The sequence below is a fragment of the Marivita sp. S6314 genome (genome assembly GCF_023015985.1).
GTDB lineage: Bacteria > Pseudomonadota > Alphaproteobacteria > Rhodobacterales > Rhodobacteraceae > Marivita.
This window is the reverse complement of record NZ_JALKAO010000001.1, coordinates 176,607-201,188: the sequence shown is the minus strand read 5'-3', so window position 1 is coordinate 201,188 and position 24,582 is coordinate 176,607. Positions and strand designations below refer to the sequence as shown.

Below are 24,582 nucleotides of genomic sequence, written 5' to 3'. Positions count from 1 at the left end.
CGGGGTGCATAAAAAAATTGAATAAAGAACGACCCGATACATGAACATAGTGACCACGACGACCGATCTGGCTGCGTTTTGCAAACGCGCAGCAGAGACGTCATATGTGACCGTTGACACCGAGTTTCTGCGTGAACGGACCTATTATTCCAAACTTTGTCTGGTCCAGTTGGCCTTTCGGGGGGATGGCGAAACCGATGCCATTCTGGTCGATCCGCTCAGCAATGGGCTGTCTCTGGACCCGTTGCTGGACCTGTTTCGCAATCCGGATGTGGTCAAGGTGTTCCACGCCGCGCGGCAGGATCTTGAGATTTTCTACATTGATCACGGCGTGATCCCCGAACCGCTGTTTGACAGCCAGGTGGCCGCGATGGTGGCGGGATTTGGCGAACAGGTGGGGTACGAAACTCTGGTGCGCAAGATCGCCAAGCAGTCGCTGGACAAGTCTTCGCGGTTCACCGACTGGTCACGCCGCCCGCTGTCCGACAGCCAGAAGACCTATGCGCTGGCCGATGTTACGCATCTGCGCCAGATCTACGAATTCCTGAAAAAGCGCCTGAGCGATACCGGGCGCGACAAATGGGTCGAAGAGGAAATCGCCACGCTGCTGGCGCCTGAAACCTATGTCACCCATCCCGATGATGCCTGGATGCGTGTCAAGACGCGGTCAAATGCGCCGCGGTTCCTGGCGATCGTGAAAGAACTGGCCAAGTTCCGCGAAGCCTACGCGCAAGAGCGCAACATCCCGCGCAGCCGCGTGTACAAGGACGATGCTCTGGTTGAACTAGCCTCGACCAAGCCCAAGGACATGGCCGAACTTGGACGGTCCCGGTTGCTGCTGCGGGATGCGCGCAAGGGCGATATCGCCGATGGCATTCTCAAGGCGGTGCACCGCGCCCAAAGCCTGCCGAAAGACCAATTGCCCGCCCTGGAAAACCCGCGCCAGTCGGCCCAGGTGAACCCGGCGCTGGCGGATTTGCTGCGGGTGCTTCTGAAGGCCAAGACCGAAGCGTCCGGTGTGGCGTCAAAGCTGATTGCAACCGCGTCGGAACTGGATGCGCTGGCCTCCGGAGAGCGGGACATTCCCGCGCTGCGTGGCTGGCGGCGCGAGGTGTTTGGCGATGATGCGTTGCGGCTGTGTGATGGCCGCGTGGCGCTTGCGGCGAAGGGCAAGCAGGTTCAGATCATCGAGATTTAGCGCTTAGCGCCGCGAGGACCGGGCATTGTTTGCCCCGCGCACCGTGATGGTGCGGATGCCGCGCAAGTCCTGATCGGTGATCCAGACGGCCACGGTGACCTGACGCGCGCGGGGCCCGGTGTTGCGCGGTCCGGGTTGTTGCAGGGCGCGCAGATCCAACACCAGCGTGTCATCCGTGCTGTCCGCCTCGTTCGCCATCAGCCGCACGTCGTAGGGCCCGACGCGGCTGGCCTGACCTGTGGCACGAATGATCGCGCCACCGGGGCGGCGTTCGATCAACAGCTCGGTCACATCCGCGATCGGACGGCCTTCAAAGGCCTCTGGCTGGTTGTTGCGAAAGAACGAAATGCGCCGTGCCGGGATCAGCGGGTTGGTTTCACTGTCTGCGGGGTTCATGGCCGATGGGTCGGGTTGGCTTGAGCCAAACCAGTTGAGCGGATTGAACCGGGACTCGTTGATGGCGGCACAGCCCGTCAACGCCACAGTTGCGAGGATCAAGAGCGTCGCTGATTTGCGCATGGTCGGTCCCTTTGCCTGTCTTCTTTCGACGTAACCGATTGCGTCGCAGTTGAAAAGCGTGAAGCCCGGGCTGGACGTTTCTGACCGCGCTGAATAGGTGTTCGGGACACTGACAGACCACGGGAGTTCGCAATGGCCAGCGCCGCGTTTGAAGAGATTGTTGAAGATTTCGAATTTCTGGACGACTGGGAAGATCGCTACCGGATGGTGATCGAGATGGGCAAGGCGATGGAGCCGTTGCCGGACGCGTTGAAAGTGCCCGCCACCAAGGTGGATGGCTGCGCGAGCCAGGTGTGGCTGCATCCGCAGATCGAGAAGGGTGTGCTCCGGTTCGAGGGCGAAAGCGACGCGATGATCGTGAACGGGCTGATCGCGGTGCTGCGCAAGCTTTATGACGGTTTGCCCCCCGCGGACGTTGCTGCCATTGATGCCCGCGCCGAACTGGGGCGGCTGGGTCTGAACGATCACCTGTCGGCGCAACGCTCAAACGGGTTGCGCGCAATGATCGAGCGCTTGCAAGGGTTCGCTGCGGCGTCCCGCTAGGCCTTCTAAGACCCTCTGCATATCTCTGTTTCAAAAATACCTCGGGGGTTTGGGGGCTGGCCCCCAATCCGCCCTATTGGTCAGTCGTTGCCATTGCCGGTAAAGCGCGCGGCGTCCGCAGCGGCACGGCGGATGGCGTTCGATTTGTGCACGGTTTCCTGATACTCGGCCTCGGGATCGCTGTCATAGACCACGCCGCCCCCTGCCTGAATATAAAGCTTTTTATCCTTAACCAGGGCGGTGCGCAGGGCGATACACATATCCATGTCGCCACCCGCACTGAAATACCCGACGCCGCCGCCATACAGGCCGCGTTTTTCAGGTTCCAGCTCGTCGATGATCTCCATCGCGCGCACCTTGGGCGCGCCGCTGACTGTGCCGGCAGGAAGACCTGCCAAGAGCGCAGACAGCGCGTCCTGGTCTTCGCTCAATTCGCCCACGACATTGGAAACGATGTGCATCACGTGGCTGTAGCGTTCGATGATGAACTTTTCAGTCGGGCGAACGGTGCCGATCTTGGCAACGCGGCCAACATCGTTGCGGCCCAGATCAAGCAGCATCAGGTGTTCGGCGCATTCCTTGGCGTCGCCCAGCAGATCGGCTTCAAGCGCGTTGTCCTCTTCCGGGGTCGCGCCGCGCGGGCGGGTGCCTGCGATGGGGCGGACCGTGACTTCGTCGCCGAACACGCGCACCAGAATCTCGGGGCTGGCCCCGATGACCTGGAAGCCGCCGAAGTTAAAGTAAAACATGAACGGTGACGGATTGGTTCTTCGCAAAGACCGATAAAGTGCGAATGGCGGAAGCGGGAAATCCTGCGTCCAACGCTGTGCAGGCACCACCTGAAAGATGTCACCGGCGCGGATGTAATCCTTGGCTTTCTCGACCGCGTCCTTGTAGCCGTCATGGGTGAAATTCGACACAGGCGGTGCGATTTCGGCGGCATCACCCATTTCGCGCGCCTGTTGTGGCAAGGCGCGTTCAAGATCCCGCACCGCGTCCATCACGCGTTCTGCGGCCTGGGCATAGGCGGCACGTGCGCTTAACCCGTCGCTGATCCAGGCCGGAGAGACGACTGTGACCTCACCCTTGACGCCATCCAGCACGGCCACCACGGACGGGCGCATCATGACCGCGTCGGGCAGGCCCAGCGGATCGGGGTTCACGTTGGGCAGGTGTTCGACCAGGCGGATCATGTCGTAGCCCAGATATCCGAACAGACCGGCGGCCGCCTGGGGCAGGCCGTCAGGCAGGTCGATCCGCGACTCTGCAATAAGCGCACGTAACGCTGTCAGCGGATCGTCGGTTTGATCCTCGAACGCGTCCGGATCGTAGCGCGCGGCGCGGTTCAGGCTGCTTTTGGTGCCGTGGCACTTCCAGATCACGTCGGGCTTCATGCCGATGATGGAATAGCGTCCGCGCACTTCACCGCCCGTGACGCTTTCCAGCACAAAGGCATCCTTGGCCGCACCGGTCAGCTTGAGCATCAGCGACACGGGCGTGTCGAGATCGGCGGCAAGGCGGGCATAGACAACCTGATTTTCGCCGGCGTCATAGGCGCGGGCGAAGCTGTCGAAATCGGGGGTCAAACTGGCCATGGTCTATTGAATAACCGCATGCACAGCGTTGATCGCTGTTTGATTTACTTCGACACCACCGCGCACCTGCACGTCCGTCGCGAAGGCGCGGAACAGGTCTTCGGCGATGCTGTTGGCGGATTGGTTGCGCAGCGCGTCAGCCAAAAGCTGGATATCGGCGTCATCGCGGTTGACGGGGGTGATTTCATCCAGCCGGAGGATCAAAACGTCGCCTGTCCCGGCAAGCGCCCGAGTGTCGCCTTCGCCCATTTCGAACACCGCGGTCAGCAGGTTGGGGTTCAGATCCGTGATCTGCGCGTTACGGCCCAGATCGGTTTCCTGATTGGGCGTCAGGTTCAGGTCTTCGAACGTCGCCCCGTTGGCAAGCGACGCCGCGAGTGTTTCGGCATTCACCATCAGCTGCGCCGTCAGTTCGCGCGTGTCCCAGCCCTGACGCACCTGATCAATCACGTCTTCAAGCGGTTGCGGCGCGGGGGGCTGGATGCGGTTGAGACGCATGGCAAACACACCGCCATCGCCAAGCTGTTCGACCTGCGGGAAGTCATCTTCGGTCAACGCGCTGGCGGCGTCGCGGAAGGCGTCATAGGCGGCAATGGCCCCGTCCGTACCGGGGAACCAGTCGATCTGACCAATCTCGATATCGGTGCCATCGGCGATTTCTTCCAGCGTCGCGCCAGCGGCAAGATCATCATCCATGGTCTGCGCCAGCGTTTCGATCACGCGGCGCGCGCGGTCCAGCGCCAGTGACCCGCGCAAATCGGCGCGCGCGTCTTCGAAACTGGTGCTCTGGGCATCCAGAACGGCATTGATGCGATAGAGGGCCGGGCCCAGATTGGACGGCAGCGGACCGACAACGGCACCGGTTTCCGCAGAGAACACGCCGTCTCCCGCATCCCCCAGATCATCACGGGTCACATCGCCCATATCGACATCGGTAAGCGTGAGGCCCCGATCCGAGACCAGATCCTCGAACGTGGCCCCTGTGTTCACGCGCTCCAGCGCGGCACTGGCGGCGGTGTCGTCGCTATAGACCAGCCGTTCCACAAGACGGCGTTCGGGCAGGTTGAACTCTGCAAACCGTTCGTCATAGGCGGCCCGCAGTGTGGCGTCGTCCACCTCGACCGTGTCAACGATCATTTCCGGCGTGATCCACGCATAGGTGATGTCGCGCAGTTCGGGCAGGGTATAGGCGTCGATGTTTTCGTCGTAATAGGCCTGAAGATCGGCGTCTGACGGTTCCGGCAAACCGGTTTGCAGGTCAGAGCCACCCAGACGCGCCCAGGTGAAGCTGCGGGTTTCGCCGGTATAGGCCAGAAGCGTGTCGACATAGGTGTCGGGCAGGGTGTTGCCCGCAATCAGCGCGCTTTGCAGGACCGTGCGGGCGGTGTCTTCGCGCAGCTGTTCTTCGAACTGGGCTTCCGACAGGCCCTGATTGCGCAAGGCAAAGCGATAGGCTTCGCGGTTGAAGCTGCCATCGGTGCCCTGGAAAGACGGCACTTGCAGCAACTGGTCGGCCACCACGTCATCGCCAACCGACAGGCTGATATTGGCCGCCTCGTTGTCAAGCGCGCGGGCGGTGATCAGCCGGGCCAGAACCTGCTGGTCGATGCCGAGCGACTGCGCTTCGGACATTGGAACCGCGCGGCCCGCTTGTGCGGCAAAGGCGTTGATTTCGTTGCGCAAGGCCAGCACGTAGGCATCGGTGGACACCTCTTTTTCGCCCACCGTGGCGACACTGCGCGCGGTGCCGGTGAGGCTGGTTGCGCCAAAGCCGGCCAGACCGACAAACAACAGACCCATGAGGATCCAGATAAAGGTCTTTGACAGTTTGCCTTTGCCCATGGCCATATGAACGGTGCCTCTTGCCTGATGCGGTTGCTGCGACGTGTCTACGCGCCGGATGGCGGGGTCGCAAGAGGCCAGTCGAGGCTGGCCAGACGGTCAAACAGGGTCATGATCCCGGCCCGATCGACATTGGCAAAGGCGACACGGAATTGCCGTGCGCCTGCGGGATCCGAGGCCGGGTGAAACATCGTGCCGGGCAGGGCAAGTACACCGATCTCTGACACCAGTTTCGGGGCCAGATCGGCGCTGCTTTGGGCAAAGGGATGTGTCAAATAGGCGAAATAGGCTCCGCAACCCATGAGCCGCCAACCCTCGGCTTCGAGTCGGGGCATGTTGTCGTGTATGGCCGCGCGTCGATCGAGGATTTCGCGGCGTTCCCCGGCGAGCCAGTCGCGCAGGTTCTGCAACCCCCAAAGTGCTGCTTTCTGGCCCAGTTGGGTTGGGCAGATCGCAACCGTGTCGAGGAATTTTTCAACCTCGGCCAACAGCGCGGGCTGCGCGATGATCGCCCCGACGCGGTGGCCGGTCAGGCGGTAGGCCTTGGAAAAGGAATAGAGCTGGATCAGCGTGTCGTCCCAATGGGGATCGGACAGAAGCGGATGCGGAGGGGCGGTGCGGCTGTCGAAATCGCGGTAGGTTTCATCAACGATCAGTTTGATCCCGTGACGGCGCGCCAGATCGAAGAAGGCCTGCAGGGTGGCCGCCGGATATTCCACGCCGCCGGGATTGTTGGGGCTGACAATGGCAATGGCCCGTGTCCTTGGGGTGATCAGGGCTTCGGCGGCATCTGCATCGGGGATCAGGTCGTCACCGGTTTGCAGGGGCACCGCTGTCACGCCGGACATGTCGAGCCACATTTTGTGGTTGAAATACCACGGCGTGGGCAGGATCACCTCGTCTGCCTGATCGCAGATCGCCGCAATAGTTGCGGCAAAGGCCTGATTGCAGCCGGACGTGATGGCGATGTTTTCCGCTTTGGCTGAACCGCCGTAATGATCGGACCATTGCGCGGCAAGTTCGGTGCGCAGGGCGGGCAGGCCAAGGACCGGGCCGTAAAGGTGGGTGTCGGGGTCTCCCAGCGCGTCCGCCATTGCGGCCCGCATCGGGGCCGGGGGCGGATCGACCGGGGCGGCCTGACTGACATTGATGAGGGGATGATCGTCGGAAAAAGACACGCCGTCGAGCCAGCGGCGCGCCTCCATCACCGGAGGCGCAAACGTGGTTTGGGTGCGTGATGTCATGTCTGTCATGTCCAAATGTGCGCCTGCGGCGCGCTTTATGTGTGGTGTGGAGGGGCGCTGCCCCTCTTGGCCTGTGGCCAATTCACCCCGAGGTATTTCGGGCAAGAGGAAGCAGGACTGTCAGTCTGTGCCGCGATAGGGTTCGACATATTGCAGCGCCATGTCCCAGGGGAAGAAGATCCAGGTGTCCTGGCTGACCTCGGTGATGAAGCTGTTGACCTGCGGGCGGCCCATGGGTTTGGCATAGATGGTGGCGATATGGGCGTTCGGCATGGTGGCGCGCACCACTTCGAGCGTTTTGCCGGTGTCGACCAGATCGTCGATCACCAGAACGCCGGTGCCGTCGCCCACCACATTCATGTCGGGGCTTTTGATCACGCGGGGTTCGGACTGGGTCTGGTGGTTGTAGCTTTTGACGCTGATCGTATCCACCATGCGGATATCCAGTTCGCGGGCGATGATCATCGCGGGTGCCATGCCGCCGCGGGTGATGGCGACAACGGCTTTCCAGGACCCGTCATCGGGGCCTTGCCCGTCGAGCCGCCATGCGAGCGCACGGGCGTCGCGGTGCAATTGGTCCCAGCTTACGTGGAAGCCTTTTTCATGAGGCAGGCGGTCGGTCATGGGGGTCTCCTTGGCAGTTAGAACAATGCGATGCGCAGGCCAAAAAGCGCGATAAGGCTTCCAAACGCGCGGTCGATCCCGGTTTTCAGGCGGGCGTAAACGGTGCGGGCATGCGGCATGGAAAACAGCCGCGCCACAACGATGTACCAGATGGTTTCGTTGGTAAAGATAATCGCCAGCAAAAGCGCCCGGATGCCGAGCGGTGTATCTGCTGGCACCAGCCCGACAAAGACCGCGCCGAAGAAAACGGCCGTTTTCGGGTTGCAGGCAAAGGTGACAAAGCCAAACCAGATCGCGGAGGCCTTGCTGCGCGGGGGCAAGGCACTTGTATCCGGCAACGGGTCCTTGGCGTAACGCCACATCTGGATGGCGATAAACACAAGAAACGCCCCGCCCACCAGTTTGAGCGCGAGAAACATCTGCGGGACAAGTTCAAAGAGCAGCGCCAGCCCGGCCATTGCCGCAGCCGCCCAGAGCACCGCACCAAGGCCGAACCCGATCGCAAGCGCCACTGCCGTGCTGAAGCCTTCGGACACCGCCGTGCGGACGGCCACAACAAAGGACGGTCCGGGGCTCATCGCGGCGGCGAGGTGGATGAGCGCGATGCTGAGGATGGCGGCACCGGTCATGGATCAGCGCCCGAACAGAAGGCGCAGCCCCAGCGCGCCAAGGAGGATCGACGCCGCGCGGTCAATCACAGGTTTCAAGCGCAGATAGCCTGAACGGGCAGGGGGGCTGGACAGGCAGGCGGCAAAGAGGGTGTAGGCGATCAGTTCGACCAGCAGGTGATTGGCGACGATTGCCGCCTTGGCCGCCAGGGACAGGTCGGGTGGGAAGATCACCACAAGAACCGCGCCCGCGAAGAGGACGGATTTGGGGTTGGCCAGATTGACAAGCAATCCGCCAAGAAACGCCCTGGCGCCGGGATGGACGGTTTCACTGACCGGAGACGCGGCGTTGCGCCAAAGCTGGACCGCGATCCAGAGCAGGTACAATGCGCCTGCGGTCTTGAGCGCGAGATAGGCCCAGGGCACCACCGCAAAAACCGCATTCAGCCCCAGCAATGCCGCGGTGGTCCACAAGGCAGCCATCGTGGCAAGCCCGGCCCCCGTGGCCACGCCTGCAGCGAAGCCACCGGCCACGGATTGGCGCAGCGCGTACAACAGGGCCGGTCCCGGCGCGGCAAGGGCGGCCAGCAAGGTGAGGTTGAACGCGATGAACTGCGCCGTGGTCATCGCTTACTCTTTGCTCATGTCCGGTGCATCCACCGCCTTCATGCCGACGACGTGATAGCCCGCATCGACGTGATGGGTTTCGCCGGTCACGCCGGACCCGAGATCGGACAACAGGTAAAGCGCGGATTTGCCCACGTCGTCGATGGTGACATTGCGGCGCAGGGGCGAATTGTATTCGTTCCATTTCATGATGTAGCGGAAATCGCCAATGCCGGATGCGGCCAGTGTCTTGATCGGGCCTGCGGAGATGGCGTTTACGCGAATGCCGTCCTTGCCCAGGTCTTCGGCAAGATACCGGACCGAGGATTCCAGCGCGGCTTTGGCGACCCCCATGACATTGTAATGCGGCATAATCCGTTCCGCACCGTAATAGGTCATGGTCAGGGCAGAACCGCCATTGGTCATCATCTTTTCAGCGCGTTGCATGATGGCGGTGAACGAATAGACCGAGATGTCCATCGTCATGTTGAAATTGGCGCGCGTCGTGTCGACGTAGCGCCCGCGCAGTTCGCTTTTGTCGGAAAAGCCGATGGCATGCACAACGAAGTCCAGTGTGTCCCAGCGGTCCTTGAGACCGGCAAACAGCGCATCCATGGAAGCTTCGTCGCTGACGTCGCAGGGCAGCACGATGTCAGACCCCAATTGCGCCGCCAAGGGATCGACGCGTTTTTTCAGCGCGTCACCTTGATAGGAAAACGCAAGCTCGGCCCCGGCGTCGCCCAAGGCGCGCGCGATGCCCCATGCAATCGACTTGTCATTGGCAAGACCCATGATAAGTCCGCGCTTTCCAGCCATAATCCCGTTCTGCATGGTGGTGTGCCCCTTCGTAACTGATACCGGGTTCGTTTAGGCGAAGCGCGATAAAGCAGCAAGGCAGTACGTGTGACCGATTGTCAGGCGGTGGTTGGGTGACTCGACGTTTTTGTGGACAAACGCACATAAGCGGGACTAGGCGAAATAGTGTGGTGGAGTACGAAATGACTGAGCGTAGCGGACAATTTGCCGGCGATGATCCGTTCGAGATCGCGCGCAATTGGCTGAAAGAGGCAGAGGCCTCCGAGATCAATGATCCCAACGCAATCGCCTTGTCGACGGTGGATCCGGACGGGATGCCCAATGTGCGGATGGTCCTACTGAAGGAGATCGAGGACGACGCGTTTGTTTTCTATACCAATTACACCAGCGTGAAGGGACGCGAGATCGAGGCCGCTGGCAAGGCGGCGTTTGTCTTGCATTGGAAGTCGCTGCACCGGCAGATCCGGGTGCGCGGCACGGTCACCCGCGAAGAGGGTGAAAAGGCGGATGCCTATTATGCGTCCCGATCCCTGAAAAGCCGCCTTGGGGCGTGGGCCTCGAAGCAGTCGCAACCGTTGGGATCGCGGGCCGAGCTGATGGCAGAAGTGGCCAGGCTGACGCCGAAACTTGGTGTTAACCCGTCCCGCCCGCCGTTTTGGGGTGGTTTTCGGATCACTCCGATCGAAATAGAGTTCTGGGCAGATGGGGCGTTTCGGCTACACGACCGATTCAGGTGGACTCGGGCGCAAGGGGAAAAGGCGTGGAATATCAGCCGCTTAAATCCTTGACGCTCACGTCACGTGAAATGTGGGGCGTGGTCCCATTCCAGATTTCCTATGTTTTTGGCTTGCATAGCCAAAATCCAGCGCCACAATTACAGGTGGGAATTTGATGTTGGATAAGATTGTGGAACAGTCACTAGAAGCTGCTACACGCGTTTCAGGTTACGTGAAATGGTTCGATCCCGCGAAGGGATTTGGGTTCTTGGTGTCGGACACAGGTGGTCCGGATATCCTTTTGCATGCCAATGTCTTGCGTAACTACGGTCAGGGATCTGTCGCTGACGGGGCGCGTATAGATGTGGTGGTGCAAACCACCGGACGCGGGTTGCAAGCCGTAGAGGTCCTGGAGATCGCGCCGCCGGATACGGCGGATGTGGCGCCGTTGGAAGAGTTCAGCGGTGTTGCGCCAGAAGTCATCGCGGCTGCGACACTGGAACCTGCGCGTGTGAAATGGTTCGACAAGGCCAAGGGATTTGGCTTTGCGAATGTCTACGGGCGGTCCGAAGATGTGTTTATTCATGTCGAAGTCTTGCGCCGGTCAGGCCTTTCGGATTTGTTGCCGGGCGAAGCGCTCGCGCTGCGCGCCATTGACAGCACGCGGGGGCGCATGGCTGTCGAGGTGCTCGCGTGGGAAAGTGGCTTGGAGTAATACTGGCCTGGGCCATCGCGGCGTCGCCGGGTTTTGCGCAAACTGCATGTTCTGAGGATGTCGTCTATCTGCGCGGCGACTGGGGGTCTGCGCGGATTTCCGTTGATGTTGTGGACACTCCGGAAACCCGCAGCCAGGGCTTGATGTTTGTCGAGTCGATGCCGCGCCTGTCCGGCATGCTGTTTGTCTATGAGCGCGAGCAGCCGGTTTCCTTTTGGATGAAAAACACCCTGATCCCGCTGGACATGATTTTTGCAGACGGGGCCGGTGTTGTGCAGCATGTGCATGAAAACGCGATCCCCGGCGATCTGACCGCGATTCCGGGGGGAACGAACATCCAGTTTGTTCTGGAAATCAATGGCGGCATGGCCCGCGTGCTGGGGATCGACGCAGGCACGGAAATGCGCCATCCCGCCATCCCGGTGAATTCCGCCGCCTGGTCCTGCGCTTCTTAGACGTTTTGTGAAAAAAGCACTTTTCAATCCCGGCAGGCACCGCTAAACGACGCCTCAGTCGGGGCGTAGCGCAGCCTGGTAGCGCGACGGTTTTGGGTACCGTAGGTCGCAAGTTCGAATCTTGCCGTCCCGACCATTTCAAAAAAGATTAAGAATACGTCAACCGATGGCAGGGGTTTCGCCATTTTGCTGTTTTCGTGGTGGGACCGTGTGCGGACGACAACAGTTGTTCTGGGGCGCGATTCGAATGTGCTGAATATGGGCAGGACATGATGGCAATCCTGGACGTCATTCACTTTGTGAGGCCCTGTGGATAACTTTCTGACGCCCCACGATTTTTCCCGAACATCTTTTCCACAGGTCTATACACCGGTCGTCCACATGTGAATCACCAGCGGTTGTGGCGTCTTTGTTGGTCAACCCAAAATCTATGATGATTTCGCCAAAAAACGTGTTGACGAGACCGTGAGACTTCCGTCAATTTGTGCGGGTCGGTTCGATCAACCACTAGATGTTGTGTCTGGGCCGATAAGAGGGACGGGAATACCGGAAGACAGCTGTAAGGCGCATCGTCTGCGCGCACTGCCGTGCGTGGACCCGGAACGCTCGTGCTTATCGCGGCTCTGACAGGGGCCTTGGGGTAGTATTAGATAAAGAGACCGGTGCGATGAAAATCGAAAGAAAATTTACGAAGGCAGGGCAGGACGCATATGCGGGGATCGAGTTTGTCTCGACCACATCCGAGATTCGCAATCCCGACGGGACTGTTGTTTTCAAGCTCGACAATGTGGAGGTTCCCGCGAGTTGGAGCCAGGTCGCAAGTGACGTCATCGCACAAAAATACTTCCGGAAGGCAGGCGTTCCGGTTTCCCTGAAAAAGGTCAAAGAAAAAGACGTGCCCAGCTTCCTGTGGCGCGCGGCCCCCGAGAGCGACGACACAGTGCGCACCGGGGAAACCTCTTCCAAGCAGGTGTTTGATCGTCTTGCGGGCGCGTGGACCTATTGGGGCTGGAAAGGCGGCTACTTCACCACAGAAGAAGACGCACAGGCCTATTTCGACGAAATGCGCTTCATGCTGGCCACGCAGAAGGCCGCGCCAAACTCGCCACAGTGGTTCAACACCGGTCTTCACTGGGCGTATGGCATCGATGGCCCCAGCCAGGGCCACTTTTATGTCGACTACAAGACGGGTGAGTTGACCAAGTCCTCCTCGGCTTATGAACACCCACAGCCGCATGCCTGCTTTATCCAGTCTGTTGCGGACGATCTGGTGGGCGACGGCGGCATCATGGATCTCTGGGTGCGTGAAGCGCGTCTCTTTAAGTACGGCTCTGGCACCGGCACCAACTTCAGCAGCCTGCGCGCGGCGGATGAACCGCTGTCGGGCGGTGGCAAGTCGTCGGGCCTGATGGGGTTCCTCAAGATCGGCGACCGCGCAGCGGGTGCGATCAAATCGGGCGGCACAACGCGCCGGGCGGCCAAGATGGTCATCTGTGACGCGGACCACCCGGATATTGAAGAATTCATCAACTGGAAGGTGAAGGAAGAGCAGAAAGTTGCCTCTATCGTCGCCGGATCCAAGATGCACGAAAAGATGCTCAATGCGATCTTTGACGCGATTGGCACATGGGACGGGCTGGAAGAAGACGCCTATGATCCCAAGAAAAACAATGCCTTGAAGGGTGCAATTCGCGCGGCCAAGGGTGTCATGATCCCCGAGACCTATATCAAGCGCGTGCTGGACTATGCGCGTCAAGGATATGCGTCGATCGAATTTCCGACCTATGACACCGACTGGGACTCCGAGGCGTATGCGTCTGTTTCCGGCCAGAACTCCAACAACTCGATCCGCGTCACAAATGCGTTCCTGCAGGCGGTCAAAGACGATGCCGATTGGGAGTTGATCCGCCGCACCGACGGGTCTGTCGCCAAGACGATCAAGGCGCGCGATCTGTGGGAAGATGTGGGTCACGCGGCCTGGGCCTGTGCCGATCCCGGCATCCAGTTCCACGACACGGTCAACGAGTGGCACACATGCCCCGAAGATGGTGAGATTCGCGGCTCAAACCCTTGTTCTGAATATATGTTCCTGGACGACACGGCCTGTAACCTGGCGTCTATGAATCTGTTGACCTTCCTCAAGGATGGGGAGTTTCAGGCCGACGACTATATGCATGCGACACGCCTGTGGACGCTGACGCTCGAAATCTCGGTCATGATGGCGCAGTTCCCGTCCAAGGAAATCGCGCAGCGATCCTATGACTTCCGCACGCTGGGTCTGGGCTATGCCAATATCGGCGGCCTGCTGATGAACCTGGGCTACAGCTATGACAGCGACGAAGGCCGCGCATTGTGTGGCGCACTGACCGCGATCATGACAGGTGTGTCCTACGCCACATCCGCCGAAGTGGCGGGCGAATTGGGGCCGTTCCCCGGCTACAAGAAAAACGCCGACCACATGTTGCGTGTGATCCGCAACCACCGCAACGCCGCCTACGGCGCGACGGATGGCTACGACAACCTGTCGGTCAAGCCGGTCGCGCTGGACCACGCCAACTGCCCGGACAGCAAGCTGATTGATCTGGCGATGTCGTCCTGGGACGAGGCGCTTCGGTTGGGCGAAAAGCACGGCTACCGCAATGCGCAGGCCACCGTGATTGCACCGACCGGCACCATCGGCCTCGTCATGGATTGCGATACGACAGGGATCGAGCCGGACTTCGCATTGGTGAAGTTCAAGAAACTCGCAGGTGGTGGTTACTTTAAGATCATCAACCAATCCGTTCCGGCGGCTTTGGAAAAACTGGGCTACGGATCGGCACAGATCGAAGAAATCGTGTCCTACGCCGTGGGTCATGGGTCCATCGGGAATGCGCCGGGCATCAACCACACGTCGCTGATCGGTCACGGCTTTGGCCCGGCTCAGTTGGAAAAGGTCGACAACGCACTGGCAGCGGCCTTTGACATCCGCTTCGTGTTCAACCAGTGGACGTTGGGCGAAGAGTTCTGCCGCGAAGTGCTGGGCATTCCGGCGGAGAAGTTGAACGACCCGACCTTCGACCTGCTGCGTCACCTTGGCTACACGAAGGCCGAGATTGACGCCGCCAACGATCACGTCTGCGGGACGATGACGCTGGAAGGCGCGCCGCATCTCAAGGACGAGCATCTGCCGATCTTTGATTGCGCCAACCCGTGCGGCAAGAAGGGCAAGCGCTTCCTGTCGGTCAACAGCCACATCACCATGATGGCCGCGGCGCAGTCGTTTATCTCGGGCGCGATCTCGAAGACGATCAACATGCCCAACGATGCGACCATCGAAGACTGCCAAAAAGCCTATGAGCTGAGCTGGTCCTTGGGCACAAAGGCCAACGCGCTCTATCGTGACGGCTCCAAACTGTCCCAGCCTCTCGCTGCCGCCTTGGTCGAAGACGACGAAGATGCGCAAGAGGTGCTGGAAAGCGGCTCGATGACGGAAAAGGCTCAGGTGCTGGCCGAGAAGATCGTCGAGAAGGTGGTTATCAAGGAAATCGCCAAGTCGCACCGCGAAAAGATGCCGGAGCGCCGCAAAGGCTACACACAGAAGGCCATCGTTGGTGGTCACAAGGTCTATCTGCGCACCGGCGAATATGAAGACGGGTCCTTGGGCGAGATCTTCATCGACATGCACAAGGAAGGTGCGGGCTTCCGCGCGATGATGAACAACTTCGCCATCGCCGTGTCCGTGGGCCTTCAGTACGGCGTGCCGCTCGAAGAATTCGTCGATGCCTTCACCTTCACCAAGTTCGAACCGGCGGGCATGGTGCAGGGCAATGACAGCATCAAGAACGCGACGTCGATCCTTGACTACATCTTCCGTGAACTGGCTGTGTCGTACCTCGACCGCACCGACCTGGCGCACGTCAAACCCGAAGGCGCGTCCTTCGACGATCTGGGCCGTGGCGAAGAAGAAGGCGTGTCGAACGTACAGGAACTGTCTGACACGGCAGCATCCAAGTCGCTCGAAGTGCTCAAGCAGATCAGTTCCACCGGCTACCTGCGCAAGCGTCTGCCACAGGAACTGATCGTGTTGCAGGGTGGTCAGGCTGGGGCGGTTGCCTTTGGCGGTGCGGACCCGGTCACGGCGCTCAACACGCTTGTGCCGGAAACCGGCGGTGTTGCAACAGCGGTGGCCACGCAAACAACCACCACGTCCACAACCGCGATGACCGCCGTGACCCGCGCCAAGATGCAGGGCTACGAAGGCGAAGCCTGCGGCGATTGCGGCAACTACACGCTGGTGCGCAATGGGACCTGCATGAAGTGCAACACCTGCGGCGGAACAAGCGGGTGTAGCTAAAACTTACCCAGTCACGAGGCAGGTGCGCCTGCCTCTGACGCGCGTCAGGCCGCAGGCAGAAATATTCCGAGCGGTGAACAAATTCAGAGCTTGACGAGCGAAACTAGGAAGGGGGTCCCAGTGGCCCCCTTTTTTTCTTCTCTGGTTCGAAAATACCTCGGGAGAGCCCCGGACCGGGGCGGAGCCCACTTAAAACGCCGACGTGATCCCCACGGCCTCTCTCAACCGCGCCCGCGCGCGGCCCAGACGCGACATGATGGTGCCGACAGGGATATCAAGTTCCGCTGCCAGCTCACTTGGTGTGATCTCTTCAAACGCCACGCGGCGCAGCAGCGCGCGGTCGGTTTGGGGCAGGGTGTCGAGATGCGCCAGCACTTCGGTGCAGAAACATGCCAGCGACGCGTCGTCCGCCTGCGGATGATCATCCTCGTCCAGACTGTCCTGACGGGCGGCGGATCGGAACCGGGCCTGCGCTGCGTGGCGCAGGGCGGTCATCATGTAGGGCAAGGGGCGGTCGATCCGGGCGCCCTTGGCCTCGCGTTCGAGGAGCGCAAGACAGGCATCGTGGCACAGGTCTTCGGCATCGGCGGGGCTGCGGGCCAGACGGCGGGCACGGGCCTTGAGGCGGGGAAGGTGGGTCATATCCATGCCTCCGGTATGACAGCGGGAAAATCCCCGGCCAGCCCGGGGCTTTCCGCCGATGGCAATGTCCCGCGCTTTTTCAGCAACGGCTTGCGCATGACGCGCCCCGGTTCTGGCAGGACTGTGCGCATCGCAAAGAGGCCGGGATGCGGGGCGCAGGTTTCGCCTCATACCGTGTGAAGGCCGCAATGGCGCGGCGCTTCAGTTCACGTTTGACATGGAGACATCAATGAAACTCTCACTCACGAAACTGTTCGTTCTGGGCCTGATCGCAGCACCCGTCGCCGCTGTGGCCGCGGATTACATGGCGGCAGACGGCAATGGTGACGGGATGCTGTCGCTCGAAGAGGTGCAGGCCATCCTGCCCGAGATGACAACCGACACGTTCATCACGGTGGATGCGGATGGCGATGGCCTGTTGAATGCCGATGAACTGGCGGTTGCACAGACCGAAGGGTTGCTTCCGGCCTCTGACGGATAAGCCCCAGTTGCCCCGGCGCGGTGCGCGTCGGGGCGATGGTCTCAGGTTTCAAGATCCACCGTGATCTCGCCGTGTACGTCAGCGGCACGCGACTGGCAGAGGATGATGTGATCCTCGCGTTGCGCCTTGGACAACACGAAATCACGGTGTTCGACGCGGCCTTCCAGAATGCGGGCTTTGCACACGCCGCAGATGCCGTCGGAGCATTTCACATCCACCGCAACCCCGTGTTCGATCAACACATCGGTCGGCGATTTGTCGGCGGGCACGTTAAAGCTGCGTCCGTCTTTTAAGCGTAGGGTGAAGGGGTGGTTGATATACTCGGGTTGATCGGGAACGGCGAAGTATTCCAGATGCCGCGCCTCTTCGGGAAATCCTTTTTTATCAGCGGCGTCAATGACGGCGTGCATGTAGACGTCAGGTCCGCAGGTATAGACATGTTGTCCGTCGCAATAGTCCGGCAAAATCGTGTCCAGATCGGCGCGGGTGCCTTCGTCGCTGACGTGGATGTGGACCTTGTTGGACCACGGCACGGTTGCGAGATCGGTCAGGTAGCCCGCCTCGGACCGCGTTGACATCGAATAATGCAGGGCAAAATCGCGCCCCTGTGCGTGCAGCCGGTGCGCCATGGCAATCATCGGGGTCACACCGATCCCGCCCCCCATCAGCCATGTCTTGGACGCCGTTTCGACCAAGGGAAAATGATTGATCGGGTGCGAGACAAACACCTTGCGGCCTTCGGTAAAGATCCGGTGCAACAGGGCGGACCCGCCCCGGCCCTGATCTTCGCGCAGAACGCCGATCTGGTAGACGGACCTGTCCGCAGGATCCCCGGACATGGAGTATTGCCGCTGGTATTCGGGGGCCACCACGAGATCAAGATGCGCGCCTGCCTGCCATGCGGGCAGCGCCGCACCGTTCAGGGATCGGAATTCGTACTTGGTCACCGCCGGGGCCATGTGTTCGACCTTGCTGACGATGACCGGAATCACCGGGCTGTCTGAGGCGGGTTTGACGCGGTGCAGATGGGAGGTGTCGCCCTGTGCCAGCCGCGTTTTGTGTTCTTCGGCGCTGACCATGTCGGCATAGGCGGCGATGCCCGCCTCGCGGTCCATCAGATCCGGGTAGGGATAGGGATGTGCCGCCAGAGGCGCGGGGTAGACGGCCAGCGTCTGGTCTTCGTATTTCAGGTCGAGGTCTTTTTGCAGATCGCGCGCGTTGACGGGATGTTGGGTTGGGCGGTAGCCGCCATCCTCCTGCAGTTCCAGATCCCACCACCATTTCTTGACCGGGTTCAGCCCACCGCGCCCGACGGCGTCATCCAGTTTGGCAAGCGCGGGTGCCGCTTGCGGGATGGTCATCGCGGCCCAGCGGAACGGCTTTTCGGCAAACAGCCCTTCAAGGTTCCACGGGCAGGTCTTCATGCAGCGCCCGCACATCGCCCCGCCTTCGGTGGTGATGCGGTAGGTGGCGCATTTCTGACTGTCGGATTTCCAGATCTCGTACCCGTTGAACATTCGTTTCGGCCCGGCGGTGATCGCGCCGGAGGGGCATTCGCGGGCGCATTTGTTACAGCTTTTGCAGAACCGTTGCAGGCCGAAATCGATGGGTTTGTCATGCGCCAAAGGCATGTCCGTGGTCACAACACCGGATTTCAGGCGCGGGCCAAGGAACGGGTTGAGGATCACCTCGCCGATGCGGCTGACCTCGCCCAAGCCGCTTAACAGCAACAGCGGCGGTTGCAGGACTTCGCCGTCCATGACGCTGTGCGCCTTGGCTTTGTAGCCCAGATTGCGGATCTGGCGGGCGATGACACCGCCCAGCAGCGAAAACCGCAGGTAGGCGCGCATGGATTGCGCGACGCTGATCCAGTCATCGCCGGATGCGCCTTCCATAGTTTCAAACCCCTGGTCAATGATCATGCTGATCGCCTGATCATGGGGCGGATCAATGGGGTCGCCCCGGGCGTCGTGGCTGTACCAGGTCCAGTCCGGACAGCGGCTGATCCCGACCGCGTCAACACCCAGCCAGTAGGCCGTGGCCTTGATTGCGTCGGCATGGCGCTGTGGATCAGGTTGAACGGGGGTCGAGGCAGGATCGCCGTCTTGCAGCAGCACAAGCGCGCCAAGCATGCGGCGCTGCGCCGAGGATGGTGCGGCTTTGCGGACGTAATACCCGCCCTTTGCGCCATCCTGCACTTTTTTACCCATGTCCCCGAATTGCGCGCGTGCAAAGAGATCCGCCCGTTTTGGCACGCGGGGGACGTTTGGTTCGTCGATATAGGTGGTGGGTGTGTCGACCCGTTTGAGCGTTTCGAACGGGTGTGGGCCGTCCTTGTAGCGGCGTTTGGCAAAGGGCTCGCCATTCAACGCGGACCGGGCCGATGTTGCACCGAATGCCCAGCCCAGACCATGGGTGACGTGGCGCGGCTGGATGTCCGACAACGGCAGGTCATGGGTCAATGGCATGTCCGTGGTGACCACCGCGACGCCAAAGCGATCCTGAAGCCAGGGGTTCATCAACCTGCCGTCCTGCACAAAGGCCAGTCCGGCGGCGACTGAACAGATGTTCAGATCGACATCGGTGGTGGTGGCCGAATGAGCTTTAGCGTCCCAACCCAGCAGACGGATATAGTTGGCGATCACCACGGCGGTTTCGGTCGCACGCAGACAGGCGCGATGGGATTGCGCGTCCGCGATCCAGTCGGTGCCAGGTTCGTCCGGTTCAGGATCGCGGGGAATTTCATAGAGGAACACCAGCGCGGCGCGATGCGCGTCGATGGTCTTGGGCGGTGCCTGCATCGACTCCTTGAGGTCCGCCATGATCAGGTCAATGCCAGAGGCCAGCGTTTTGGTTTGCTGTGTCTGAAGACTGTGGGCCAGACGATCAATGTCGGGGTTCCGTATGGGCCTGTCCAGATGTGCTTCGGGGGGCAAAGCGCCAATGCCGACCATCGACGCGTCAGAGAAATAGCCAAATGCTTTCAGGTGATTGGCGCGTTCTGTTAAATCATCGGGGCAGGTGGCGCGGGCGGTGTTGACGAACCCGTCGCGGATCGCATCCATCATGGCCTGATACTCGGCCATGGCATTGACGATCGACACGGGTGTCTCTGGTCGATTGAAGGTCAGCGGTTCGGGACGCGGGATGGTGGAGATATCCGGCATTGCCCCGCGGACTGCATTTTCCAGCGGAAACGGGCCCAGATGCACGGGACGGGATTTGTCTGAAAAGAGGCGGATGCCCACGCGTGTCCTCCTGGCCCAGCGGTGCTGGCCTGTTCAGGCGCAAGAACACCACTCTGGCCCTAGGACTGCAAGGCGTGAAAATCCTTCAACCGTTTGCCCACCTCATCGACAAACAATCCCGGCAAAGGTGTCAGGTCCTGAACGCGGTCAATGCGGAACGTGGCAAAGGACTCGGCCGTTTCATCCCAGACCACGCAGGTCCAGATGCGGCCCCAGTAATCAAGGTGCAACGGACGCACGACGTGCAACATCGTATCGTCTTCCAGCGTCAGGCGCAGTTTTTGACGCGCCCGGATCGCCTTGCGAAAGGCGGGCATATGGCGAAAGCCGTGCGCGGGTTCGGCAAACGGGTAGGTGGCAAAGCCGAACCGCCCGGTCGGCGTGTCCACATCTTCGGGCAGCACCGCGTCGATCTTGTCCGACAACGCTTGCGCGGCTTCGGCCAAGTCCGGCGTGTCGCCCGCGCCGACGGCGGCCAGGCCGATATGCAAAGCCTCCAGTTCGGTTTGCGTGAGGTTCAGCGGCGGCAGGGTGATCATCGCACGGGCGGTATAGCCCGACCCGCGCGCGCCCTCGACCGGAACACCCGACGCGGCAAGCGTGTCCATGTCGCGGTAGATCGTGCGCACCGATACGCCCAGATCCTGAGCCATGGCTTCGGCGGTGTGCAAATGCCCGTCTTTCAGGCGCTGCATCAAGGCATACAGACGGTCTACCCGTTTCATGTGATTCTCCAACTGAGTGGGGGTGGATACTGACAAAAATCTGTCAACTGACAAGCTCTTGACAAATTCACCCTTGAATGCGGCGTTTTCGTTCTTTCCGACCCGACCACATCGCAGTAAACACGGGCCTGACAGTCAACGCAGGCCAAGGCCTGCCAGGAAGGAGAGACGTCATGGGTATTGGAAATATCGGTCTGCCGGGCCTTCTGCTGATCGCCGTTGTGGTTCTGGTGTTGTTCGGCCGGGGCAAGATCTCGTCGCTGATGGGCGAAGTGGGCAAGGGCATCACCGCGTTCAAGAAAGGTGTGGACGAGGGCAAGCAAGAGCTTGAGGACGAAAAGGTCGAAAACGCCAAGGACGTGACCCCCAAGACCGAAGACACCAAAGACAAGGTCTAACGCAGATGTTCGATCTTGGCTTTGCCGAGTTGCTGGTGATCGGGGTTGTGGCCCTGATCGTTGTCGGCCCCAAGGACCTGCCTGTGCTGTTTCGCAAGGTGGGCATCTTCATGGGCAAGGCCCGTGGCATGGCGCGCGATTTCTCGCGGGCGATGAACGATGCCGCTGATGAAAGCGGCGTGCGGGATGTTCAGAAGACGTTCAAGGCGGCGACCAGCCCGGTTGGCAGCGCCATGGATGGGGTGCGCGATGCGGCCAAGTCGATGACGAACCTTGATCCCAACAGCAACACCGGCAAGCTTTCGGCAGAGCGTCAGGAGGCCAAGAAAAAGATCGAGGCCAGCGCGGCCCGGGCCGCCGCGGATCGCAAGAAGCGTGAAGCAGACGAGGCCGCGAAGAAGGCGGAAGAGATGGAGGCGGCTTTGCAGTCAGAGGCAGACGCCGCGCCAAAGAAGGACGCCTGAGATGAGTGCCAGCGACGACGATATCGAAGACAGCAGCGCCCCGCTGATTGAGCATCTGGCCGAATTGCGGACCCGGCTGATCCGATCCGTTCTGGCGCTGTTTGCGGGCATTTGTATCCTGTTCATTCCGATCCAGGGTGATTTTCTGGCCGAACATGTGCTGCGCTTCCTGCTTGTTCCGATCGAGGAAACGCTGCGCGCGCTGGGGGATCCGGCGCCGACCTTGCAATACACCAGCCCGCAGGAATACCTGTTTGTGCTGTTCCGCATCGGCCTTGTGTTCGGATTTGCGCTGGCCTTTCCGGTGATTGCGCACCAGATGTGGCGGTTTATTGCGCCGGGTCTTTACAAGTCTGAAAAGTCAGCCTTTTTGCCGTTCATCATCGCCTCGCCGGTGATGTTCCTGTTGGGGGCGTCGTTTGCGCATTTCGTTGTCACGCCGCTTGCGATGGCATTTTTCCTGGGCTTCACCGATGCGCCGTCGCTTTTCGCCAACCTATTGTCCGGCGCGGTGGAGGTGGACTCGACAGCGATGGTTCCGACCACCGACACGGGACTGAAGATCACCTTCTTCGGAAAGGTCAATGAAAGCCTGCAGACATCGCTTGTGTTCATCATGGCGTTTGGGCTGTGCTTCCAGTTGCCGGTTCTTCTCACACTTATGGGCAAGGCCGGTCTGGTTTCGGCCGATGGGCTGGGCAGCGTTCGCAAATACGCGATGATCGGCATCCTTGTGCTGGCCGCGCTGGTGACGCCGCCGGATGTTGTGACGCAGCTCATTCTGTTCACCGTGGTTTACGGGCTTTACGAAGTGTCGATCATTCTGGTGCGCTCGGTGGAAAAGAAGCGTGAAAAAGAACTGCGCGCGCAGGGGCTGTGGTTTGAAGATGATCCTGCCGAGGATCTGGAGGACGACCCGCTGCTCAAGGAATTTGACGAAGACGAGAGTGCGCGGAAGTGAGTGATCCTTTGGACCGGATTGCAGCGGCGCTGGAGCGACTGGCGCCTGCGCCGCAGGCTGCCCCGGATTTCGAAGGTGCCGATGCGTTTGTGTGGCATGTCGATCCCGACCGTTTGCAGCCGGTGACCAAGGTCAGCCGGGTGCCGGTTGACCTCTTGATCGGGGTGGACCGCAGCCGCGACACGCTGTTGGCCAACACCCGTCAGTTCGCGCGGGGATTGCCCGCCAACAATGCGCTGCTGTGGGGCGCGCGGGGCATGGGCAAATCCAGTCTCGTCAAAGCGGTGCATGCCGCCGTATTGGCCGAAGGCCTTTCAGTGAAACTGGTCGAGTTGCAGCGCGAAGACCTGCCCAGCGTGGCGCGATTGCTGAACGTTTTGCGAGACGCCAAGCACCGGTTTTTGTTGTTCTGCGATGATCTGAGCTTCAGCCATGACGACCAGCATTACAAATCGCTCAAGGCGGTGTTGGATGGCGGTGTCGAAGGGCGTCCGGAGAACGTCGTGTTTTATGCCACGTCCAACCGGCGTCACCTGATGCCCCGGGATATGATCGAGAACGAACGGGGTTCAGCGATCAACCCTGCGGAAGCGGTCGAGGAGAAAGTGTCCTTGTCGGATCGGTTCGGGTTATGGCTCGGGTTTCATCCGTGTTCGCAGGATGACTACCTTGCGATGATCCGGGGCTATTGCGAGGCCTATTCGGTCGAGATCGACAACGAGACGCTGCGTGCCGAAGCGATTGAATGGCAGGCGACGCGGGGCGCGCGGTCTGGTCGCGTGGCGTGGCAGTATTTCACGGACCTTGCCGGGCGCAAAGGTGTTGCGATTTCGGGTAGTGGGTCACTTTGAATTTCCCGGCTGACGCTTTTTGTACGGACCCCGCTTCTTGGGTGCAGGTTCGTTCGCGTCAACGATAGCGACCAGATCAGCAACATCCCAGAGGCGATCCGTCAAACCCGCTTCCATCGCAGGCGTCACCTTCAAAGTCTGATGCACCTTGACGAAATTGTAATACATGAAGTGCAGCGCGACCGCGTGCATGTGGTTTTCAACTTTTTTGCTAAAACCGTTGGTCAGGCGCGTAAAGCGGCGCATGTGCATACGCATGGTGAGGTTTTGGCGCTCAACATACGACGTACTAATCAACGCCTTGTCAGGGTTGCCTTCAACCGTGCGCTTTTTGATGCCGGTGCACTCGGCGGGCGAATACTTGCGGGCCGCTGTCTTGCCGCCAGCATCGCCGTAAAGCTTGATAAGCTGCGCATAGTCTACATCGCCACCGAACGCACCCTCTACGGCTTCTAGATACGCTTTGTGGCCATCTGTGGTGAGTTGCACCCGGTTCGCCAAGCGCGCTCGTAGATCGTCCATAAACTCAATTGCATATTCACTGTCACGCCCACCCACCATGTAGGACACGATCAGCTTGCTATCACTGTCGATTGCTGTCCACGTCCATGTGTCGCCTGCGCCCTCTGGTGCTGCCGTTGCTGTCTTGACGTTCTTTTGCTTGGCATAGGTAAACGACCAGATTTCATCACATTGAATTACCGTTGCTTTTACGTTGCGCACATTTTCGTCGTGATACTTGGCGCAAGCCTTGCCCGCATTAATAAGCAGTTTGTTGACAGTGTTTTTGCTTACATCGGCAATGCGAGAAGTGGCGCGAATGCTGTTACCTTCGACTAAGAGGCGAAGGATCAGGGCGCGGGTTTTGTGGTCTAGCTTGTTCATGCATCAATATTAGCCTACGCATATGGTCAGTTTCAAGCAAAAAAGCGGGATTCCAAGCGGAATATTTGCAGAACATGCCGTTTGTGTTGTGTTTGCGCTTGATTGGGCCG

23 protein-coding genes and 1 tRNA gene are annotated in these 24,582 nt (G+C 60.3%); 12 read left to right on the top strand and 12 right to left on the bottom strand.

Going from position 1 to position 24,582, the window contains the following annotated elements; all coding sequences use genetic code 11:
* Window positions 1-40: 40 nt before the first annotated feature.
* On the top strand, window positions 41-1,198 hold the full coding sequence (gene rnd / locus MWU54_RS00950; protein ID WP_247080172.1) for a ribonuclease D: 1,158 nt from the start codon (window positions 41-43) through the stop codon (window positions 1,196-1,198).
* Window positions 1,199-1,201: 3 nt separating this feature from the next.
* Here the strand turns inward: rnd and MWU54_RS00945 are convergent, their stop codons facing one another.
* Window positions 1,202-1,717 (bottom strand): hypothetical protein, encoded by a 516-nt coding sequence (locus MWU54_RS00945; protein ID WP_247080171.1) that lies wholly within the window; start codon window positions 1,715-1,717, stop codon window positions 1,202-1,204.
* 132 nt (window positions 1,718-1,849) lie between these two features.
* Here MWU54_RS00945 and MWU54_RS00940 point away from each other — a divergent pair, with 132 nt between their 5' ends.
* On the top strand, window positions 1,850-2,260 hold the full coding sequence (locus MWU54_RS00940; protein WP_247080170.1) for a SufE family protein: 411 nt from the start codon (window positions 1,850-1,852) through the stop codon (window positions 2,258-2,260).
* Window positions 2,261-2,340: 80 nt separating this feature from the next.
* Here the strand turns inward: MWU54_RS00940 and trpE are convergent, their stop codons facing one another.
* From trpE to fabI, 7 genes are all read right to left on the bottom strand, one after another.
* A complete protein-coding gene (gene trpE / locus MWU54_RS00935) occupies window positions 2,341-3,855 on the bottom strand; it encodes an anthranilate synthase component I (protein ID WP_247080169.1) in 1,515 nt (504 codons plus the stop codon).
* A gap of 3 nt (window positions 3,856-3,858) precedes the next feature.
* Window positions 3,859-5,703 (bottom strand): peptidyl-prolyl cis-trans isomerase, encoded by a 1,845-nt coding sequence (locus MWU54_RS00930; protein ID WP_247080168.1) that lies wholly within the window; start codon window positions 5,701-5,703, stop codon window positions 3,859-3,861.
* Between the two features lie 41 nt (window positions 5,704-5,744).
* Window positions 5,745-6,941: an aminotransferase gene (locus tag MWU54_RS00925; RefSeq protein ID WP_247080167.1), complete on the bottom strand. Its 1,197-nt coding sequence runs from the start codon at window positions 6,939-6,941 to the stop codon at window positions 5,745-5,747.
* Window positions 6,942-7,061: 120 nt separating this feature from the next.
* On the bottom strand, window positions 7,062-7,565 hold the full coding sequence (gpt, locus tag MWU54_RS00920; RefSeq protein WP_247080166.1) for a xanthine phosphoribosyltransferase: 504 nt from the start codon (window positions 7,563-7,565) through the stop codon (window positions 7,062-7,064).
* A gap of 17 nt (window positions 7,566-7,582) precedes the next feature.
* Window positions 7,583-8,194: a LysE family transporter gene (locus tag MWU54_RS00915; RefSeq protein ID WP_247080165.1), complete on the bottom strand. Its 612-nt coding sequence runs from the start codon at window positions 8,192-8,194 to the stop codon at window positions 7,583-7,585.
* Between the two features lie 3 nt (window positions 8,195-8,197).
* Window positions 8,198-8,800: a LysE family transporter gene (locus MWU54_RS00910; RefSeq protein WP_247080164.1), complete on the bottom strand. Its 603-nt coding sequence runs from the start codon at window positions 8,798-8,800 to the stop codon at window positions 8,198-8,200.
* A 3-nt stretch (window positions 8,801-8,803) separates the two neighbouring features.
* Window positions 8,804-9,610, bottom strand: a complete 807-nt coding sequence (gene fabI / locus MWU54_RS00905; protein ID WP_247080163.1) for an enoyl-ACP reductase FabI — start codon at window positions 9,608-9,610, stop codon at window positions 8,804-8,806.
* A gap of 155 nt (window positions 9,611-9,765) precedes the next feature.
* On the opposite strand from fabI, the gene pdxH reads away from it, so the two are divergent.
* The 5 genes from pdxH (at window position 9,766) to MWU54_RS00880 (ending at window position 15,817) form a co-directional block, all read left to right on the top strand.
* Window positions 9,766-10,383 (top strand): pyridoxamine 5'-phosphate oxidase, encoded by a 618-nt coding sequence (gene pdxH, locus MWU54_RS00900; protein WP_348647599.1) that lies wholly within the window; start codon window positions 9,766-9,768, stop codon window positions 10,381-10,383.
* Between the two features lie 103 nt (window positions 10,384-10,486).
* Window positions 10,487-11,026 carry a cold shock domain-containing protein gene (locus MWU54_RS00895; protein WP_247080161.1) on the top strand — a complete coding sequence of 180 codons (540 nt, stop codon included), beginning with the start codon at window positions 10,487-10,489 and terminating at the stop codon, window positions 11,024-11,026.
* Entirely contained in the window at window positions 11,026-11,481 is a 456-nt protein-coding gene (locus tag MWU54_RS00890; RefSeq protein WP_247081012.1) for a DUF192 domain-containing protein, read from the top strand. Before MWU54_RS00895 ends, MWU54_RS00890 begins: the two co-directional genes overlap by 1 nt.
* Before the next feature lie 59 nt (window positions 11,482-11,540).
* A tRNA-Pro gene (locus MWU54_RS00885) sits at window positions 11,541-11,617 on the top strand.
* Between the two features lie 531 nt (window positions 11,618-12,148).
* Entirely contained in the window at window positions 12,149-15,817 is a 3,669-nt protein-coding gene (locus tag MWU54_RS00880) for a vitamin B12-dependent ribonucleotide reductase (RefSeq protein WP_247080160.1), read from the top strand.
* A gap of 189 nt (window positions 15,818-16,006) precedes the next feature.
* Here the strand turns inward: MWU54_RS00880 and MWU54_RS00875 are convergent, their stop codons facing one another.
* Complete coding sequence (locus MWU54_RS00875) at window positions 16,007-16,459, bottom strand: sigma-70 family RNA polymerase sigma factor (protein WP_247080159.1); 453 nt, start codon at window positions 16,457-16,459, stop codon at window positions 16,007-16,009.
* A gap of 229 nt (window positions 16,460-16,688) precedes the next feature.
* Between MWU54_RS00875 and MWU54_RS00870 the strand changes: the two genes are divergently transcribed.
* Complete coding sequence (locus MWU54_RS00870; RefSeq protein ID WP_247080158.1) at window positions 16,689-16,940, top strand: hypothetical protein; 252 nt, start codon at window positions 16,689-16,691, stop codon at window positions 16,938-16,940.
* Between the two features lie 41 nt (window positions 16,941-16,981).
* Here MWU54_RS00870 and MWU54_RS00865 read toward each other — a convergent pair whose 3' ends face one another.
* Both MWU54_RS00865 and MWU54_RS00860 read right to left on the bottom strand, forming a co-directional pair.
* On the bottom strand, window positions 16,982-20,188 hold the full coding sequence (locus MWU54_RS00865) for a reductive dehalogenase (protein ID WP_247080157.1): 3,207 nt from the start codon (window positions 20,186-20,188) through the stop codon (window positions 16,982-16,984).
* Window positions 20,189-20,247: 59 nt separating this feature from the next.
* Complete coding sequence (locus MWU54_RS00860; RefSeq protein WP_247080156.1) at window positions 20,248-20,913, bottom strand: YafY family protein; 666 nt, start codon at window positions 20,911-20,913, stop codon at window positions 20,248-20,250.
* A 173-nt stretch (window positions 20,914-21,086) separates the two neighbouring features.
* Here MWU54_RS00860 and MWU54_RS00855 point away from each other — a divergent pair, with 173 nt between their 5' ends.
* Genes MWU54_RS00855 through MWU54_RS00840 form a run of 4 tightly spaced genes read left to right on the top strand, consistent with a single transcriptional unit; the run spans window position 21,087 to window position 23,587 of the window.
* Window positions 21,087-21,311: a twin-arginine translocase TatA/TatE family subunit gene (locus MWU54_RS00855; protein ID WP_247080155.1), complete on the top strand. Its 225-nt coding sequence runs from the start codon at window positions 21,087-21,089 to the stop codon at window positions 21,309-21,311.
* 5 nt (window positions 21,312-21,316) lie between these two features.
* On the top strand, window positions 21,317-21,775 hold the full coding sequence (gene tatB, locus MWU54_RS00850; protein ID WP_247080154.1) for a Sec-independent protein translocase protein TatB: 459 nt from the start codon (window positions 21,317-21,319) through the stop codon (window positions 21,773-21,775).
* Window position 21,776: 1 nt separating this feature from the next.
* Window positions 21,777-22,736, top strand: a complete 960-nt coding sequence (tatC, locus tag MWU54_RS00845; RefSeq protein WP_247080153.1) for a twin-arginine translocase subunit TatC — start codon at window positions 21,777-21,779, stop codon at window positions 22,734-22,736.
* Window positions 22,733-23,587, top strand: coding sequence for an ATP-binding protein (locus MWU54_RS00840; protein ID WP_247080152.1), 855 nt, complete (start codon window positions 22,733-22,735; stop codon window positions 23,585-23,587). Before tatC ends, MWU54_RS00840 begins: the two co-directional genes overlap by 4 nt.
* Here MWU54_RS00840 and MWU54_RS00835 read toward each other — a convergent pair.
* Entirely contained in the window at window positions 23,579-24,472 is an 894-nt protein-coding gene (locus MWU54_RS00835) for an IS1 family transposase (RefSeq protein WP_247080151.1), read from the bottom strand. The genes MWU54_RS00840 and MWU54_RS00835 overlap by 9 nt on opposite strands.
* Window positions 24,473-24,582 lie beyond the last annotated feature (110 nt).